The organism is Microbacterium sp. NPDC060117 (assembly GCF_042729315.1).
In the GTDB taxonomy this organism is placed as follows: domain Bacteria; phylum Actinomycetota; class Actinomycetes; order Actinomycetales; family Microbacteriaceae; genus Microbacterium.
The window spans coordinates 706,261-723,791 of sequence record NZ_JBHWXR010000002.1 but is presented as its reverse complement, the minus strand read 5'-3'; the positions used below and the strand labels follow the sequence as shown (position 1 = coordinate 723,791).

Annotated in this window: 15 protein-coding genes and 1 tRNA gene; 11 read left to right on the top strand and 5 right to left on the bottom strand. The window is 70.5% G+C overall.

The window, feature by feature from the left end:
• Positions 1-34 precede the first annotated feature (34 nt).
• Positions 35-2,461 (top strand): HAD-IC family P-type ATPase, encoded by a 2,427-nt coding sequence (locus tag ACFWCK_RS09610; protein WP_378805596.1) that lies wholly within the window; start codon positions 35-37, stop codon positions 2,459-2,461.
• Between the two features lie 66 nt (positions 2,462-2,527).
• On the opposite strand, the gene ACFWCK_RS09605 is transcribed toward ACFWCK_RS09610, so the two are convergent.
• Entirely contained in the window at positions 2,528-3,685 is a 1,158-nt protein-coding gene (locus tag ACFWCK_RS09605) for an acyltransferase family protein (RefSeq protein ID WP_378805595.1), read from the bottom strand.
• A 70-nt stretch (positions 3,686-3,755) separates the two neighbouring features.
• Positions 3,756-4,247 carry a YbaK/EbsC family protein gene (locus ACFWCK_RS09600; RefSeq protein ID WP_378805594.1) on the bottom strand — a complete coding sequence of 164 codons (492 nt, stop codon included), beginning with the start codon at positions 4,245-4,247 and terminating at the stop codon, positions 3,756-3,758.
• A gap of 63 nt (positions 4,248-4,310) precedes the next feature.
• Here ACFWCK_RS09600 and pepN point away from each other — a divergent pair, with 63 nt between their 5' ends.
• Both pepN and ACFWCK_RS09590 read left to right on the top strand, forming a co-directional pair.
• Positions 4,311-6,803 (top strand): aminopeptidase N, encoded by a 2,493-nt coding sequence (gene pepN / locus ACFWCK_RS09595; protein ID WP_378805593.1) that lies wholly within the window; start codon positions 4,311-4,313, stop codon positions 6,801-6,803.
• 80 nt (positions 6,804-6,883) lie between these two features.
• On the top strand, positions 6,884-8,053 hold the full coding sequence (locus ACFWCK_RS09590; protein WP_233309866.1) for a cation:proton antiporter: 1,170 nt from the start codon (positions 6,884-6,886) through the stop codon (positions 8,051-8,053).
• Here the strand turns inward: ACFWCK_RS09590 and ACFWCK_RS09585 are convergent.
• The gene (locus ACFWCK_RS09585) at positions 8,022-8,549 is read right to left on the bottom strand and encodes a GNAT family N-acetyltransferase (RefSeq protein ID WP_378805591.1); all 528 of its coding nucleotides are present in this window, start codon (positions 8,547-8,549) and stop codon (positions 8,022-8,024) included. The genes ACFWCK_RS09590 and ACFWCK_RS09585 overlap by 32 nt on opposite strands.
• 1 nt (position 8,550) lies before the next feature.
• Entirely contained in the window at positions 8,551-9,189 is a 639-nt protein-coding gene (locus tag ACFWCK_RS09580; RefSeq protein ID WP_378805590.1) for an MBL fold metallo-hydrolase, read from the bottom strand.
• 129 nt (positions 9,190-9,318) lie between these two features.
• On the opposite strand from ACFWCK_RS09580, the gene ACFWCK_RS09575 reads away from it, so the two are divergent.
• The 7 genes from ACFWCK_RS09575 (at position 9,319) to ACFWCK_RS09545 (ending at position 15,301) form a co-directional block, all read left to right on the top strand.
• Positions 9,319-9,391, top strand: a tRNA-Glu gene (locus tag ACFWCK_RS09575).
• Between the two features lie 156 nt (positions 9,392-9,547).
• Positions 9,548-10,282: a DUF1684 domain-containing protein gene (locus tag ACFWCK_RS09570; protein ID WP_378805589.1), complete on the top strand. Its 735-nt coding sequence runs from the start codon at positions 9,548-9,550 to the stop codon at positions 10,280-10,282.
• Positions 10,283-10,350: 68 nt separating this feature from the next.
• Positions 10,351-11,859, top strand: a complete 1,509-nt coding sequence (locus ACFWCK_RS09565) for an ABC transporter substrate-binding protein (protein WP_378805588.1) — start codon at positions 10,351-10,353, stop codon at positions 11,857-11,859.
• Between the two features lie 37 nt (positions 11,860-11,896).
• Positions 11,897-12,868, top strand: a complete 972-nt coding sequence (locus ACFWCK_RS09560) for an ABC transporter permease (RefSeq protein WP_233309876.1) — start codon at positions 11,897-11,899, stop codon at positions 12,866-12,868.
• Entirely contained in the window at positions 12,865-13,692 is an 828-nt protein-coding gene (locus ACFWCK_RS09555; protein ID WP_378805587.1) for an ABC transporter permease, read from the top strand. The genes ACFWCK_RS09560 and ACFWCK_RS09555 overlap by 4 nt, the downstream gene beginning before the upstream one ends.
• Positions 13,692-14,516, top strand: a complete 825-nt coding sequence (locus ACFWCK_RS09550) for an ABC transporter ATP-binding protein (protein ID WP_378805586.1) — start codon at positions 13,692-13,694, stop codon at positions 14,514-14,516. Before ACFWCK_RS09555 ends, ACFWCK_RS09550 begins: the two co-directional genes overlap by 1 nt.
• Positions 14,513-15,301 carry an ABC transporter ATP-binding protein gene (locus ACFWCK_RS09545; RefSeq protein WP_378805585.1) on the top strand — a complete coding sequence of 263 codons (789 nt, stop codon included), beginning with the start codon at positions 14,513-14,515 and terminating at the stop codon, positions 15,299-15,301. Before ACFWCK_RS09550 ends, ACFWCK_RS09545 begins: the two co-directional genes overlap by 4 nt.
• Here the strand turns inward: ACFWCK_RS09545 and ACFWCK_RS09540 are convergent.
• Positions 15,267-16,607, bottom strand: a complete 1,341-nt coding sequence (locus tag ACFWCK_RS09540) for an acyltransferase (protein WP_378805584.1) — start codon at positions 16,605-16,607, stop codon at positions 15,267-15,269. The two genes, ACFWCK_RS09545 and ACFWCK_RS09540, sit on opposite strands and share 35 nt — an antisense overlap.
• 69 nt (positions 16,608-16,676) lie before the next feature.
• Between ACFWCK_RS09540 and ACFWCK_RS09535 the strand changes: the two genes are divergently transcribed.
• The gene (locus ACFWCK_RS09535; RefSeq protein WP_378805582.1) at positions 16,677-17,510 is read left to right on the top strand and encodes an alpha/beta hydrolase; all 834 of its coding nucleotides are present in this window, start codon (positions 16,677-16,679) and stop codon (positions 17,508-17,510) included.
• Positions 17,511-17,531: the final 21 nt, after the last annotated feature.

The following is a 17,531-nucleotide window of genomic DNA, read 5'->3' as shown; positions in this document are numbered from 1 at the left end:
GACCCGGCCGAGCATGCGCTGTTACGGTGATCGCATGACACCCGGAAGCCCCGTCCCGGCGACCCGTGCCCCGCTGACCGCCGCACAGGTGGCCGAGAGGATGTCACGCGGCGAGAGCAATCTCATCGAGTCGCGCACGAGCCGCAGCTTCGGGGAGATCTTCCGGGCGAACGCCTTCACCCGCGTGAACGGCATCTACCTGGTGATGCTCCTGCTCATCCTGGGTACCGGCTACTTCATCGACGGCCTGTTCGGTCTGCTCATCATCGTCAACAGCGTCGTCGGAATGGTGCAGGAGATCCGCGCCAAGCGCACACTGGACCGGCTCGCGCTGCTCAGCAAGGCCCCCGCCCGCGTGGAGCGCGCCGAGGGCGTCTCGGAGATCGACGTGGAGCACCTCGTGCTCGACGACGTCGTGCTGGTCGCGGCGGGCGATCAGATCCCCGTGGACGGCGAAGTTCTCGATGCGACGGGTTTCGAGGTGGACGAGTCGCTGCTCACGGGCGAGTCGGAGCCGGTTCTCGCCGGCGCCGGATACGAGCTCAAGTCGGGCAGCTTCGTCGCCGCGGGATCGGCGAGCTTCCGCGCGACGGCGGTCGGCGAGCACGCATACGCCGCGCGGCTCGCGAAGGAGGCCTCCGAGTTCCGCAAGCCGTCCTCGCAGTTGCGCGCCGGGATCGATCAGATCCTCAAATACGTCACCTGGGCGCTGATCCCGGTGGGCGTGCTCACCATCGTCAACCAGATCTGGGGGCACGCGGAGGACTGGCGCAACGCCGTGCGCGGCCTCGTCGCCGCGCTCGTGCCCATGGTGCCGGAGGGCCTCGTGCTGATGACGAGCGTCGCCATGGCGGTGGGCGTGATCCGCCTCGGCCGTCGGCACTGCCTGGTGCAGGACCTGCCCGCGATCGAGCAGCTCGCCCGGGTCGACGTGGTCTGCACCGACAAGACCGGGACGCTCACCGAGGACGGCATGAGGGTGGGCGCCGTGGAACGACTCGGCGAGGCCGATGACCACATCGAGGGGGCCCTCGCCGCGATCGGGCGCGCGGAGGGCAAGCCCAACGCCAGCATGGCCGCGATCCTCGAGCACGTGGGCGACGTGCCGGCTCTTCCGGTGCACACCTCGATCGCCTTCTCCTCGGCACGCAAATGGGCGGCGATGCAGACGGCCGATGTCGCCACCGGCGCCGTGGAGAGCTGGGTGCTCGGCGCCCCGGACGTGCTGCTCGCCGTCGGCGACGCCACGCGCACCCGCTCGGACGCGCTCGCCTCCGAGGGGCTGCGCGTGCTCGCCCTCGCCCGCACAGAATCGGCCCTGCCGGATGCCGAGGCCGATGGCGACGGCCTTCCCGACGGCCTCGTCGCGAGCGCGCTCGTGATCCTCGACCAGCGGCTGCGCGCCGAGGCGCCCGGCGCGATCGCCTACTTCGCCCAGCAGAACGTGGCGATCAAGGTCATCTCAGGTGACAACGCCGCGGCGGTGGGCGCCATCGCTGCCGAGGCCGGGGTGCCCGATGGACGCAACGCGGTCGACGCGCGCACGCTGGATCCGGAGTCCGCGCACTTCGATGCGGAGGTGCAGGGCCGCACCGCCTTCGGCCGGGTCACGCCCACGCAGAAGCGCGCGATGGTGCACTCCCTGCAGGGCGACGGCCACGTCGTGGCGATGACCGGTGACGGGGTCAACGACGTGCTCGCTCTGAAGGACGCCGACGTGGGCGTGGCGATGGGATCCGGGTCGCCCGCGGCGCGCGCGGTGTCGCGCATCGTGCTGCTGGACAACTCCTTCGCCACGCTGCCGCATGTGGTCGCCGAGGGGCGTCGCGTGATCGGCAACATCGAGCGGGTCGCGACGCTGTTCCTCACCAAGACGCTGTACTCGATCCTGCTGGCGCTGCTGGTCGCCGTCACGGCGGTGCCGTTCCCGTTCCTGCCCCGGCACGTCACTCTGATCGCCTGGTTCACGATCGGGATCCCGGCGTTCTTCCTCGCACTCGCCCCGAACACGGCCCGTGCGCAGGACGGCTTCGTGCGCCGGGTGCTGGATGCGGCCGTACCCGGCGGGATCGGCGCGGCGCTCGCGTCCTACGGCGCGTACCTGACCGCGCGCGCCGTGTTCGGCACAGACCACTCCGAGCGCGTGCTCACCTCGTCGACGGGGTTCCTGGCGCTCGTGATCGTGGCGTTCTTCGTGCTGATCACCGTGGCCCGACCGTTCCGGCCGTGGAAGGTCGGACTGGTCGGGGCGATGATCGGCGGGATGCTCGTCGTGATCCTCACCCCGCTCGGATCCCGGGTGTTCGACGTGGATCTGCACGATCCGAGGGCGGTGCTGATCGCGTGCGCTTTCGGTGCGACCGGGATCGCGGTGCGCTTCGGCGCCCGCGCCGTGCTGCGCGGGATCTACGGCGCCGTGTCCCGGCGCCGCGTGCGCCGCGAGGCCGAGGCCCGCACGTGATCTCGGACCCCACCACCTCGTAGTCCTTCCGCTCCGAGTCGGAGTCGACGGGGTGCCACCTGGCCGCTACTGTGCGCGGGCGAGCACCACCCGGCGGGCCGCGCGGATCCGGCCCACGTGCACCCGCTCGGCCAGCGCCGCCCCGATGTCGCCGACCTGGCGGGCCAGGTCCTGCGCCTGCCTTTCGACGAGCGCGTGGAAGAGCGCCGCCGCGCCGAGGCTCACGGGCATCCCGATGAGGCACGCGAGCCACCACTGCTCGGCCCCGAGCAGGTAGCAGAGCGACGCCAGGATCGGCGCGTGCACGAGGTACAGGCTGAACGACACCGAGCCCAGCCACTGCATCGGCCGGGTGTCGAGCACCCGGTGCGCGCCCGGCCAGACGAGGGCGAGCACGACCAGCAGCGCGGCACCGGCCCCGGCGAGCGCCCACAGCACGTCGGCCGCGACCGTTCCCGCCGTGAGCGGACGCGTCAGCCAGCTCGCGATGAGCAGGATCGAGGCGGCCACCGCGAACCAGGGGAGGAGCCGACGCACCCGCGGTCGCTCGGCCCAGGCCCGCAGATCGGCGAAGCGCACGGCGATCAGCGTGCCGAGCAGGAACACCGGCAGGTAGGCGAGCGCGGACTCTCCCGTCGTACGGCCCACGAACATCAGCACGATCGCGAGCACGGCGGCGGGCACGGTGAAGCGGCGCACCCGCAACGCGACCCAGAGGTACAGCGGCAGCAGCAGCGAGAAGAACAGTTCCCAGCGCAATGACCACAGCACGTTGTCGATCGGAAAGTTCGACCGCAGCAGTGTCATCTGCGACAGCACGTCGCCGGCCGAGACACTGGTGGCCTGCGCGTCCTGCATCCAGGAGTCCTCGGGCATCGTGGACGCATCGCGCGGGATCACCTGGACGAGCAGCGCGGCGCCGCCGAGCGCCGCGATCACCGGCACGTACAGCCGCACCAGGCGTGCCGGGAAGTAGCGCGCCCAGGAGAACCCCGTCCGCAGCGCAGGCAGGGCGACGACCATGCCGGACAGCACGAAGAAGACCATGACGGCCTCGGATCCGGCCAGGAGCAGCTTGAGCGGCGACTGCGTCAGCAACGCCCAGCCGGCGGGATCGATCCACGGCTCCGCGATGAGCGAGGCGTGGTGGATGAGGACGATCCCCGCCGCGAGGCCGCGGAGTCCGTCGAGAGAACTGATCCTGCTGTTACCGTTCCGTGACATCCCTTTCCACGGTAGGCACCGAGTCTGGACGCCTCCTGGATCGCACCACGGAGCCCGCGAAGGAGCGCGTTCAGTCCTCCGCGACGACCACGACGGCGCCGCCCGTGAGTGCCACGAGCTCGTCGAACGTCATCGGCATCACGGTGTGCGGGGTTCCGCCGGCGGTCCACACGGTGTCGTAGTCCCGCAGCGCCGCATCGACGAGGGTGCGCACCGGGGCGGGGTGGCCGACCGGGGCGACCCCGCCGATGGCCTGTCCTGTCACCTCCCGCACGGTCGCGGCGGGGGCCATCGCGACCGACTCCGCAGCCACGGCCGCGGTGAGCATTCCGACGTCGACGCGGTGCCGCCCGCTCGTCATCACGAGCAGCGGCTCACCGTCGGCGAGGAAGAGCAGACTGGATCCGATCGCGCCGACCTCGCAGCCCAGCGCTGCTGCGGCCTCGACGGCGGTGCGCGCGGAGTCGGGCAGCTCGCGCACCTGCGAGGCGAGGCCTGCCGCCCGCACGTGCTCCTGCACGATCCTGCTGCGCTCGGGGAGGGAAGCGGTCTGCTCTGTCATGCGACCATGCTGGCACAGCGCCCGGGCGCCCGGCACCGGCTCGGATCATGGAACGATGGATTCATGAGCACCGCCAACCTCACCCGCACCGAGACGGCCGAGCGATCCGCGGCCGTCGACCTGCACCGCATCCACCTCGAGCTCGACGTCACCGGCGCCGTCGACGCCGCGAACACGGGATTCCCCGTGACGACGACGCTCGAGTTCGACGCGAGGACGGCCGAGACCTGGGTGGACTTCCTCGGTGAGGCCGTGCATGAGGTCGTGGTGAACGGGCAGGCCCGTGACGTCGAGTGGGACGGTGCGCGCGTGCGCCTCCGTGGCCTGGCGGGGCACAACACCGTCGTCATCCGCGCCACCGGCGCCTACAGCCGTTCGGGTGAGGGGCTGCACCGCTTCGTCGATCCGGTCGACGGGGGCGTCTACCTGTACACGCACGACGAGCCGGCCGATGCGCGCCGGTTCATGGCGTGCTTCGAGCAGCCGGACATGAAGGCGGCGATGGCGGTCGTGGTGACCGCCCCGGAGGGCTGGGAGGTGCTGTCGAACCAGTCGCCGGTCACGACGAGCATCCGTGACGGGGCGCAGACCGTCGAGTTCGCACCGACCCTGCCGCTGTCCAGCTACCTGACCTGCATCGCGGCAGGTCCCTATGCGCGCGTGTCATCGGAGTGGCGCCGTGACGACGTCGTCGTGCCGCTCTCCGTGCTCAGCCGCGCGTCGATGGCCGAGCACCTGGCCGCCGATGAGATCCTCGAGATCACGCGGCAGGGTCTGGACTTCTTCGCGGAGGCGTTCGCCTTCCCGTATCCATGGGGGAAGTACGACCAGATCTTCGTGCCCGAGTACAACATCGGCGCGATGGAGAACCCCGGCCTGGTCACCTTCACCGAGGCGTACCTGTACCGCGGAGCCGCGACCCGCGCCCAGCGCCAGGCGCGCGCGAACACGATCCTGCACGAGATGGCGCACATGTGGTTCGGCGATCTCGTGACGATGCAGTGGTGGGACGACCTGTGGCTCAAGGAGTCGTTCGCCGACTACATGGGCTCGCACGCATCGGTCGCCGCGACCGAGTACACCGACGCCTGGGTCGCCTTCGCGAACCGGCGCAAGGCATGGGCGTACACGCAGGACCAACTGCCGAGCACGCACCCGATCGTCGCCGACATCCCCGACCTCGAGGCCGCGAAGCTGAACTTCGACGGGATCACCTACGCCAAGGGCGCCGCGGTGCTCAAGCAGCTCGTCGCGTTCGTCGGCGAGGACGCGTTCTTCGAGGGCGCCCGCCGCTACTTCGCCCGGCACGCGTACGGCAACACCACGCTCGAGGACCTGCTGATCGAGCTGGAGCAGGCGTCCGGCCGCGACATGCGGGTCTGGGCGCAGGCATGGCTGCAGACCACCGGAATGAGCACCCTGAGCGTCGAGCGCGACGGGGACGACGTCGTCCTCGTCCAGACGGATCCGCGTCCGCATCGGCTGCAGGTCGGCCTGTACGACCTGCGGGACGAGGCGCTCGTGCTGCGCGAACGGATCCCGGTCGATCTCGCCGAGGAGCGGACTGAGGTCGCCCTCCCGGACGCCGATCTGGTGCTGCTCAACGACGGCGATCTCACCTATGCGAAGGCGCGGCTCGACGAGCGTTCGCTGTCCGCGGTCGAGCGCGGCCTGTCCTCGCTGGAGGATCCCCTCGCGCGCGGCCTGGTCTGGTCGGCGCTGTGGAACGCCACGCGCGACGGCGAGCTCGCCGTCGCGTCGTACCTCGAGATCGTCGTCGCGCACGCGCCGCGGGAGACCGACAGCGCCTTGCTCGGCGGGGTCGTGCTGAACGCTCCGTTCGCGGTCGGGCACTATCTGCCGGACTCCGAGCGGGCCGACGCCCGGCGCGCCTGGCTGGACGCGACGTGGGCGGCGCTCGGCGGAGCTGCGCCCGGCAGCGACGCTCAGCTGATCTGGGCGCGCGCGTTCGCCGCCGCTGCCGCCTTCGACGACGGTCGGCGTCTCGATGTCTCCACGCTGCTGATCGGATCCGGGCCCGAAGGGCTCCCCATGGATGCCGATCTGCGCTGGGCGCTGCTCACCGCGCTCGTCGCGACGGGCCATGCCGGCGCGGAGGAGATCACGGAGGAGCAGCTGCGCGACCACACGGCGAGCGGGCGCACGGCCGCCCTCGCCGCGGCGGCCTCGACGCCGAGCGCCGCGGTGCGCGCGGCCGACTGGCGCGCCGCGTGGGGCGATCTGACGCTCACGAACGATCACCTCGACGCCACGATCCGCGGCTTCGACGCCGGCGGGCGCCGCGATCTCGTCGAGGTCTTCGACGCCGAGTACTTCTCGCGCATCGAGGCGGCCTGGAACGAGCGCTCGATCGAGATCGCCCGGCGCCTGGTGATCGGGCTCTACCCCGACGCGGAGAGCACGGAGCTCGTGGATGCCTGGATCGAGGCGCACCCGGACGCTCCTGCCGCGCTCCGCCGTCTCGTGCTCGAGCAGCGCGATCACCAGAGGCGTGCGATCCGCGTGCGCGAGGCGCAGGGCGTCCTCGTCGCCTGAGCCGCGCGCCCTGCGGGCGGCACGGCTCGGGCGCGCTCCGGATCCCGGACTACCCGGACCGGCGGATCTAGAGTGTGGCCATGACGTTCGCGACGCTGGCGCTGCTAGTGCTGGTGGGACTGGCCGGTCCCGTGCTCTCCGCGCGGCGCGCGTGGCGGATCCCGGTGATCGCCGGGGAGCTCGCTGCGGGACTCGCGATCGGATCGACCGGGTTCGGGTGGGTGGATGCGGCGGAGCCGACGTTCACACTGCTCGCCCAGCTCGGGTTCGGCCTGATCATGCTCGTGATCGGCTCGCACATCCCGATCCGGGACACCGTCGTGCGCGCGGCGGTGGGACGCGGGGCGGCCGGAGCCGCGATCGTGGCCGCGGTCGCCGTGGCTCTCGGCGTCGGGGCGGCGCTGCTGTTCGGGACCTCGCACGGTGCCGTCTACGCCGTGCTCATCGCATCCTCGTCCGCCGCCCTCGTGCTGCCGATGCTGCAGTCCCTCGACATCTCGGCCGATTCCGCCCCGCAGCTGATCGCGCAGATCGCGATCGCCGATGTCGCGTGCATCGTGGCGCTCCCGCTCGTGCTGCAGCCGGAGAGAGTGCCGCTCGTCGCGCTCGGCGGGGTCGGCATCGCTGTGGTGGGCGTTCTGCTCGTGGTGCTGCTGCGCCGGATCGGCACGCATCGGCTTCGCGTCCTGCACGAGGTGTCGGAGTCGCGCCGGTTCGCGCTCGAGCTGCGGTTCAGCCTGCTCGCCCTGTTCGGGCTGGCCGGCATCGCCCAGTTCACGCACGTCTCGGTCATGATGGCGGGCTTCACCCTGGGGCTCGTGCTCTCCGCGGTCGGGCAGCCACGTCGATTGGCTCGCCAGCTGTTCGGGATGACCGAGGGCTTCTTCGGCCCGCTGTTCTTCGTCTGGCTCGGCGCCTCGATCAATCTCCGAGATCTGGGATCCCACCCGCAGATGATCCTGCTGGGACTCGTGCTCGGCGCCGCGGCGATCATCGCCCACCTCGCAGGGCGCATCACGGGTCTGCCCTGGACGCAGGCGGTGGCGTCGGCAGGGCAACTCGGCGTCCCCGTCGCGGCGGTGGCGCTCGGCGTCGAGACCAAGGCGCTGCTGCCCGGGGAGGGGGCCGCGATCCTGCTCGGGGCTCTCGTGGCCGTGGTCGCGTCCTCCGCCGCGGTCGCTGTCGTCTCGCGACGGAACGCCGCATCGTCGCCGCCGGCTAGCCCCGAGGAGCGACCTGCATCCCCATGACCGTGCGCACGATCCACGGATGAGCGTGGTCGTCGGCGATGTGCGTCATGCCGAGCTTGGCCGCCACCCGCAGTGACGCGGCGTTCTGCGGATGGATGATGGCGGTCAGCGCGGTCGGGGCGAACTCGCTGCGCACGAGCTCGACGCAGGCCTGTGCGGCCTCGGTGGCGAAACCCTCGCCCTGCCGGTCCGCGCGCACGTGGTACCCGACCTCGCGGACGGCGATGCCGTTGTACGCCTGCCAGGTGATCCCGCAGTCGCCCAGGAACTCACCCTCCGCGGTTTCGATGATCCAGAGGCCGTGGCCGTCCTGCTCATAGCGCCGGCGCTGGTTCGCGATCCACTCGGCGCTCTCGTTCCTCGTCTTCGGGGCCGGATAGAACGCCATGACCTCGGGATCCCCGAGGAGCGCGGCCATCGGATCGAGGTCGCCGTCGTCCATCTCCCGGAAGCGGATCCGGGGGGTCGGTGAGGGGAGGAGGCGTGAGGCGGCCACCTCAGACCTCGAGGTCGTCGCCGGGGTTCAGTTCGAAGAACTCTCCGCCGTCCTGCTCGGTGGCCCACTTCAGGCGTGCGCGGTGCATGGTCGCGCCGATCACCGAGAGCGTCATGTCGTGCGTGCCGAACGCGCGACGCGGCTTCACGGCGAGCACGAAGTCGATCGCCTCGCCGATCTTCAGCCAGGGTGCGCCGAGCGGCGCTGCGAGGGTTCCCACCTCGACGCCTTCCGGCACGGCGTAGGAGTCGCCGGGGTAGTACAGCTCGTCGTCCACGAGCACGCCGACGTTGTCGATGAGCGGGAGCGAGGAGTGGATCTCGGCGTGCACGCCGCCGAAGAAGCGCAGTGTGAAGTCCCCTGCGGTCACGGTGTCTCCGGGCGCGACCTCGGTGATCTCGTACCCCTCGGCGGCGCGGACGACGCCGGCCGGTGCGAAGATCGGCGTTCCCGCCGCATCGCGCAGGATCCGATCCAGATGGTCGGGTGTCCAGTGATCCGGGTGCTCGTGGGTGATCACGATGCCGACGAGATGCTGCAGCTCGTCCAGGGGGAGCGTGAAGCTCCCCGGATCGATCAGCAGGGTCTGCCCGTGGTCCTCGACGCGGAGCGCCGCGTGCTCATGCTTGGTGATGCGCATTCCTCGAGCGTAATCCCGCTGGGCCGCGACACACCCGGGGTTCGCGTCGGGCCCGGCTCGATTTGGCGGGCGCTGGGGGTCATGTCATACTTGAACGGTTGTCGCGAGACGGAAACGGATCGCAAAGACGGCCCCATCGTATAGCGGCCTAGTACGCCGCCCTCTCACGGCGGTAACGCGGGTTCGAATCCCGCTGGGGTCACAGACAACACACGAAAGCCCTCGGTTCGCCGGGGGCTTTCGTGTTTCCGGGCTGCGCGGACCACTCCGACGACGCGCCCGGCGGTGCGCCGCGGGAATGCTACGCCCGGTGACATGCGTTCGCATCGATGTGAGCTCCGCGACCTACCCTGGTGAGATGCCCGAGAACCCGACGCCAGACGTGTCCGCCGAGGCGGCCCACGCCCAGTGGAAGGCCGACCGGCTCGCCGCCGTGACCTCGCCGCAGGGCAATCTCGCGCTGATCGAGACGCGGTGGCTCCGGCCCGACGACACGACCACGGCCGCCCAGGCCGCGGAGGGACTCGCGCCCACGGTCGTCGTGACCGAACTGACCCGGCGCCACCTCGACACCGGGGAACCCGAGCGCGGGTTGCGATTCTGGGACTCGGCGTCGGCGGCCATCCGGGAGTTCGAGGGCATCGAGACCTTCGACTACGACCCGGCCTGGCGCATCACCGGTACCTTCACCCCGCTCGACGGCGGCCGTGCGGTGCCGTACGAGCACCTGCGCGACAACGGCTTCACCCGAGAGCTTCCGGTGCCCGGCGACCTCGCCGTCACGATCGACGGCACCGACTACGACCTGGACGCCTTCGATGACGGCGGCACCCTGCTGCTCGTCTTCGGCGACCCCACCAACCGCAGCGAGGATCCGTCCCAGCGCACCTACGGCCCCGGCCGCTTCCTGTTCGTGCAGGACGACTCCGGTCGCGCCTCGGGCCCGCGCGAGGTCGTGCTCGACTTCAACCGCGCGTTCGTGCCGCCCTGCGGCTTCTCCGACCAGTACAACTGCCCGCTGCCGCCGCTCGCGAACCGGATCGCGACGCCGGTGACGGCGGGGGAGCGCATCCCGCTCCCCGACACCCACTGACCCGTAACCGATCCGATCCGCCCCCGGGTGGATCCCGCGTCACCCGACGCGCCCTGCAGAGGACACCCATGAAGATCTCCCGGATCGCCGGCCTCGCCGCCGCCCTCACCGTCGTCGCCGTGCTCGCCACGGCGTGCTCCTCCGGATCCGGCTCGACTGCCGGCGGCAAGGTGGATCCCGACGCCACCATCCAGATCGGCTCGCTCGCCGCGCCGCGGAACCTCTCCAACGTCGACGCCGGCGGCCAGGGCGTGACCGAGGCGCTGAACGGCAACGTGTACGAGGGGCTGTTCCAGCTCACCGACGACGGCAAGGTGGAGAAGCGCCTCGCCACGGACTATCAGGTGAGCGCCGACGGCCTGACGTACACGGTCAAGATCCGCGACGGCGTGAAGTTCCACTCCGGCAAGACGCTCACGAGCGCCGACGTGAAGTCCTCCCTCGAGCGCGTGCTCGCCGACGGCTCGCAGTCGGCGCGCAAGTCGCAGCTGGCCGTGGTCGCAAGCGTGGACACCCCCGACCCGCAGACCGTCGTGTTCCACCTGAAGTCGCGGTCCATCTCGTTCCCGTACAACCTCACCTACGTGTGGATCGTGAACACCGACGCGAAGGACCTGAAGACCGCCGAGGACGGCACCGGTCCCTATGCGGTCGACAAGTTCAAGCGCGACAGCTCGCTGTCGCTCAAGCGCTTCGCCGGCTACTGGGGCACCGCCGCGAAGAGCAAGGAGGTCGTCTTCACCTACTTCACCGATGCCTCTGCTCTCTCCAACGCCCTGCTGACCAACGCGGTCGACATCGTCACCCAGGTGCAGAGCCCCGACGCTCTCACGCAGTTCACCGGCAACAAGGCGTACACCGTGTCCGAGAACACCTCCACGGTCAAGGAGCTGCTGGCCTTCAACGACAAGGTCGCGCCGTTCGACGACAAGCGCGTGCGCAAGGCGATCACCCAGGCGATCGACAACAAGAAGCTCCTCGACTCGATCTGGGCCGGTCGCGGCACCCTGATCGGATCCATGGTCCCGCCCACCGACCCGTGGTACGAGGACCTCACGAAGGTGAACCCGTACGACCCCTCCGCCGCGAAGACGCTGCTGGCCGAGGCCGGGCAGTCGAACCTCGCCTTCACGCTCGACACCCCGTCCTACGACCCGCACCCCGCGGTCGCCGAGTTCATCAAGTCGGAGCTCGCGAAGGTCGGCGTCACCGTCACCATCAACACGATCTCCGAAGACCAGTGGTACACGAACGTCTTCCAGAAGAAGGCGTTCACCGCCACGCTCCAGGAGCACGTCAACGACCGCGACCTGGTCTGGTACGGCAACCCTGACTTCTACTGGGGCTACGACAACCCCCAGGTGGTGCAGTGGGTCGCCGACGCCGAGCAGGCGAGCACGACGGATGAGCAGACCGCGATCCTGAAGAAGGTCAACAGTCAGATCGCCGAGGACGCCGCGAGCGACTGGCTGTTCCTCGCGCCGCAGATCGTCGTGGCCTCGAGCTCGCTGAAGGGATACCCTGTCCACGGTCTGAACTCCCAGTTCTTCGTGGCGGGCATCGAGAAGACCCAGTGACCCGCGCCTGCACGCGCGCCGGGAGGAGAGCAGCGCGGTGACCCGGTATCTCGTGCGTCGCCTGTTCTTCCTGCTGCTGTCGTTCGTCGTCGGGATGCTGGTGGTGTTCCTGCTGCTGCGGGTGCTGCCGGGGGATCCGGCGAACGCGCTGATCTCGCTGAATGCGACGCCCGAACAGATCCGGGCGGCGCGCGAGCAGGTCGGATCCGACAAGCCGATCCTCGTGCAGCTGGTCGCGTGGCTCGGGGGTCTGCTGCGCGGTGATCTCGGCACGTCGTTCACGTCGGGGGCGCCGGTCGCAGCGGACATCGCCGCACGGCTCGCGGTCACGCTGCCGCTCGCGCTCATCTCGTTCGTCATCGCCACGCTGCTGGGCGCGGTGATCGGCGTGGTCGCGGCCACGCGGGCGAGGCGCTGGTACGGCGTTCTGCTCGGCGCGTTCACGCAGCTCGGCATCGCGGTGCCGGTGTTCTGGGTCGGGCTGCTGGCGGTGTGGCTGTTCGCGCTGACTCTCCGGCTGCTGCCGTCCGGCGGGTTCCCGCGGGACGACTGGGCCGACCCGGTCGCCGCGCTCACCTCGCTCGCGCTGCCGATCCTCACGATCGTCGTGGTGATGAGCGCATCGCTTGCGCGCTACGTGCGCTCCGCGACGCTCGACGTGCTCGACTCCGACTACCTGCGCACCGCCCGTGCGCTGGGCGAGAGCCGCACCGGCGCGTTCGTCGCGCACGGCGTGCGCAACGCCGCCGTCCCCGTGATCTCGATCCTCGGCATGGAGCTCGCCTCGACCCTCCTCGGCGCGGTCGTCGTGGAGTCGGTGTTCACGCTGCCCGGACTCGGCGCGCTGCTGGTCAAGGCGGTGGGCGAGCACGACTACCCGAGCATCCAGGGCGTGCTGGTCGTGACCACCGCGCTCGTCCTCGTGATCGGATTCGTCGCCGACGTCGTGCAGCGGCTCGTCGATCCGCGACTGCGCGGCAGCATCTCGGCCAGGGCGGCTGTCGCATGAGCGCCCGGATCGGTCGGCGCGACGTGACCCTCGTGGTCGGTGTCGTGATCCTCGTGATCCTGGCCGCTGCGGCGATCCTCTCCGCATTCTGGACCCCGTTCGCGCTGGACGACACCTCCGGCGGACGTCTCGCGCCCCCGGGCGGCGCGCATCTGCTCGGCACCGATCGGCTCGGTCGCGACCTGTTCAGCCAGGTGCTCGCCGGCACTCGCATCGCGATTCTGGTCGGCATCGGATCCGTCGCCCTGGCCGCGGTCATCGGCTTCGTCATCGGCACGACGGCCGCCCTGCTGCCCGGGTGGGTGGACGATGCGGTGTCGTCGTTCCTGGATGTGCTGATCGCGTTCCCGACGCTGCTGCTGGCGATGCTGATCGTTGCCGCGCGCGGGCCGGGTCTGGACACCGCGATCGTCGCGATCGGAATCGCGGGGTCCGCGATCGTCTCGCGCTTCACCCGCATCCTGGTCAAGGGCGTGCTGTCGCAGAGCTTCGTGACCGCGGCGCGCACATCGGGCGCGCCGACCCTGGGCGTGCTCGCCCGGCACGTGCTCCCGAACATCTGGCCGGCTCTCGCCGTGAACCTCGCCGTGCTGTTCGGCGCGGCCATCATGGCCGAGGCCTCGCTGTCCTATCTCGGGCTCGGTGTGCCGCCGCCCAACTCCTCGCTCGGGCGCCTGCTGCAGGAGGCCCAGTCCACCGTGCTCACGTCGCCCTGGGGCGCCGTGATCCCTGGAATCGTGATCGCCTTGCTCGTGCTGGGCGCGAACGCCGTCGCGGACGGGCTGCGCGAGCGATTCGATCCGACTCGTCGGGGGAGGAGCTGATGGGCGCGGACGTGCAGGTGCGGGGACTCCGCATCGTCTCCGACGCCGGCGCGGAGCTCGTGCGCGGCCTCGATCTCGACCTCGGCCCGGGCGAGCGGCTGGGGCTCGTCGGCGAGTCCGGATCCGGCAAGACGCTCACCGGGCTCGCCCTGCTGGGGCTGCTGCCCCCGGGACTCACCGCGACCGGGTCGATCCGGCTCGATGGCGCCGAACTGATCGGCGCCCCCGAACGTGCGCTGCAGCGGATCCGCGGGTCGCGGATCGCGGCCGTGTTCCAGGATCCGTCGTCGGCGCTCGACCCGCTCATGCGGGTGGGCGACCAGATCGCCCGCCCGGTGCGTCGGCATCGCGGCCTGCGGGGCGCCGAGCTGCGCGCCGAAGTGCTCGCCGCAGCCGCAGAGGTGCGTCTTCCCGATCCGGAGCGGCTGCTGAGACGCTACCCGTTCGAGCTCTCCGGCGGACAGCGCCAGCGCGTCGCGATCGCGATGGCGCTGGCCTGCCGTCCCGACGTGCTGCTCGCGGACGAACCGACCACCGCGCTCGACGTGACCGTGCAGGCGACCGTCCTCGAGCTGCTCGACGACGCCGTGCGAGGGCACGGGACGTCGCTCGTGTTCGTCTCGCACGATCTCGCGGTCGTCGCGGGGATCGCGGAGCGCGCGATCGTGCTCCGTCGCGGCGAGGCCGTCGAGGAGGGGCCGGCGCGGCGCATCGTGACCGCCCCCGAACACGACTACACCCGCCGACTGGTGGAGTCTGCCCGCGCGCTCGAGTCCGCACTCGACCGTCTGAGCGGTGCCGGGGGAGAGGGAGGCCGCGTATGACCGCGTTGTTCACGCTCGACGGCGTCTCGCACCACTATCGACGTTCGGCACCGGCGGCGCTTCAGGATGTGACCTTCGGGGTCTCCGCGGGGCGCAGTCTGGGGCTGGTCGGCGAATCCGGATCCGGCAAGACCACCCTGCTCTCGCTCATGCTCGGCCTGCGCCGCCCGGCGTCCGGCGCGGTGCTGTTCGAGGGCGCCCCGCCGGCGGGTGGATCCCGGGAGTCCGTGCGGGCGTTCCGCCGCGCGGTGCAGCCGGTCTATCAGGATCCCTACGCCTCACTGGACCCTCGTCAGCGCGTCGACTCGATCCTCGCGGAGCCGCTGCGGTGGCTCGGCGAGGGAGAGAGCGACGGGGATCGGACGGCACGACCATCGGGCCGGGGCCGGCTGGCCGAGGCGCTGCGCGACGTCGAGCTCGAGGACGACGCGCTGCTGCGCTATCCGCATGAGTTCTCCGGCGGTCAGCGGCAGCGGATCGCGATCGCCCGTGCGCTGATCACACGCCCCCGGGTGCTGCTCGCGGATGAGCCCGTGAGCGCGCTCGACCTGTCGACCAGGCTCGAGGTGGTGCGCCTGCTGGCGCGGCTTCAGGTCGAGCACGGCCTGACGCTCGTCATGGTCTCGCACGACCTGTCGATCGTCGCCGAGCTCTGCGCGGACGTCGTGGTGCTGCAGGGCGGACGCGTGGTCGAGGCGGGGCGGACCGCCGAGGTGCTCGCCGATCCGGAGAGCTCCTACACGCGCGCCCTCATCGATGCGGTGCCGAGGCTCCCGCGGGCGTGAGCGGAGCGCGGTACGCCCCGACCAGCATCAGCGCCAGGACGGTCCCGATCAGGGCGCACACGGCGAGCGGCAGATCCAGGCCGTAGGCGGTGATGGCGAGGATCGGCAGCAGGAAGACCACGACCGCGACCGCCGTCCTGCCGAGGGAGGGCTGGGCGCCCATGGCCGGCGCCTTCTCGAAGCGCACGAGCCAGAGCGACAGCAGCCACACCGCAACGAGCACGATGATGAGGAACGGCACCCTGGTCCACCACCATGCCGGACTCCCCGGAGCCGGCATGGGCACCGGCAGCAGCAGCTGCACGCCGATCAGGACCATGATCATCGGCAGATGCCACAGGTACACCGTCATGAGACGTGACCCGATCAGGAGCACCGCACCCTGTACGACGCGCGTGCGCGTGAGAGCCGTGAGCGGACGGTGCAGCACGGTGAGCGCTGCCGCCTGCACGACGGCGAGGATCGCGAGCGGGGTCGTCGGCGGCCATTGGTTGCTGAGCATGTTCCAGGAGTACCCGCCGAGTGAGACCAGACCCCAGATGCCGAGATAGCCGATCGCGATGACGCCGAGCAGCTGCCAGAAGCGGCGCCGGGCGAACCATCCGTCGTACAGGAGGAAGCCGACCTGCTGGGCGAACAACCACACGAACGCCACATTGGGGATGCCGAACAGTTCGCTGCCGACGCCGTAGCCCGTCGACGGGACATGGCCGAGGCCGAGCAGCCCGCCCGCCACGAGGAATCGCAGTGCGTCGGTCGCCGCGGCTCCGGCCAGGAGCATCAGGGGTACGCGCATGCCGAAACGGGCATGGAGCCCGATCATCCACGGAGCCAGGGCCTGCACGAGCAGGTACGCGGCAAGGAACCAGAGGGGGGATCCGATGCCGATGGCGATCGTGTCGACCAGGGCGGGATCGATCCCGAGCAGCCGGGTCGTCGCGAACGCAACGGTGAAGAAGACGAACACGGGGATCGCGGGGCGGGCCAGGCGGGCGAGGCGTGACCGCACGAAGCCGACCGCATCCTCGCCACGATGCCGGGCGGAGCGCCAGCCGGCCCGCGCCGCGTAGCCGCCGACGACGAAGAAGAGCGGCATGATGTTCAGGATCCAGCTCGCCGCATCGAACCAGGACTGCCCTTCCACCGTGCGCTCGATGAGCAGGGAGCCGTCGGCCCGTCGGCCGACGCCCGTGAAGAGGATGTGCACGAACACGACGAGGACGACGCAGGCGACGCGGGTCAGATCCAGGGTGAGATCCCGTCCCTCGGGGACGACGCGGCGCTCGGTCTGGGCGTCAGTGCTCATGGCGCCACCCTATCCGCGGATGCATGTCGCGTCCGGAATCCTGAGGCGGCGTCTCGCTACGGTGGGTGCATGCCTGAGATTCCGTTCCACGCGCTCCCTCTGACGCAGGACGACGTGTCGTATGCGTACGGCGCCGATTCGGAACCGCACGAAGAGGTTCGACCTGGCACGGTACGAGAGATCTCGGTTCAGGACAGCGCCGCATACCCGGGGACGACGCGACGAGTCTGGATCCACACGCCGCACGGTCACGACACTTCGGCGCCAGCTGCGGTGACCATCTTCAACGACGGCTGGTGGTATCTGGACCCCCATGCGGCCGTTCGTGGTGGCGTCGTGCTCGACAATCTTGCCGCGGTCGGAGCGCTGCCCCCGATGGTCGGCGTCTTCATCGACCCCGGTGTGTTCTCCGATCGAGCGGAACCGAAGAACCGGAACGCCGAGTACGACGCGGACAACGGTCGGTACGCCGGATTCGTGCTCGACGAGGTGCTTCCGCTGGTCGCCGAGTCGGTTGCCCTCACCGATGATCCGTGGATGCGAGGGATCTGCGGCGGCAGCTCGGGAGGAAACGGGGCGTTCACTGCTGCGTGGCGACGTTCGGACGGCATCCGACGGGTGCTGACGTTCAACGCCAGCTTCGCTCAAATGCCGACGGGGAATCCGTACCCGGGGCGACTTGCTGCAGGTGAGCGCCGCCCGATACGCGCACTGATTCATGCGGCGCATCGTGACCTCGGATGGAATAACCAGACCGAGAACTGGTTCGCGGAGAACCTGGAGACCGCCGCCGCGCTCGCGCGGGCGGGAATGGACGTTCGGCTCGTGGTGGGGGATGGTGGGCACAGCCCGAACCACGGAGGTGTTCTGCTCCCGGAGGCTCTCCGTTGGCTCTGGAGGTAGCGCCGAGTCGCCCTGAGCGGG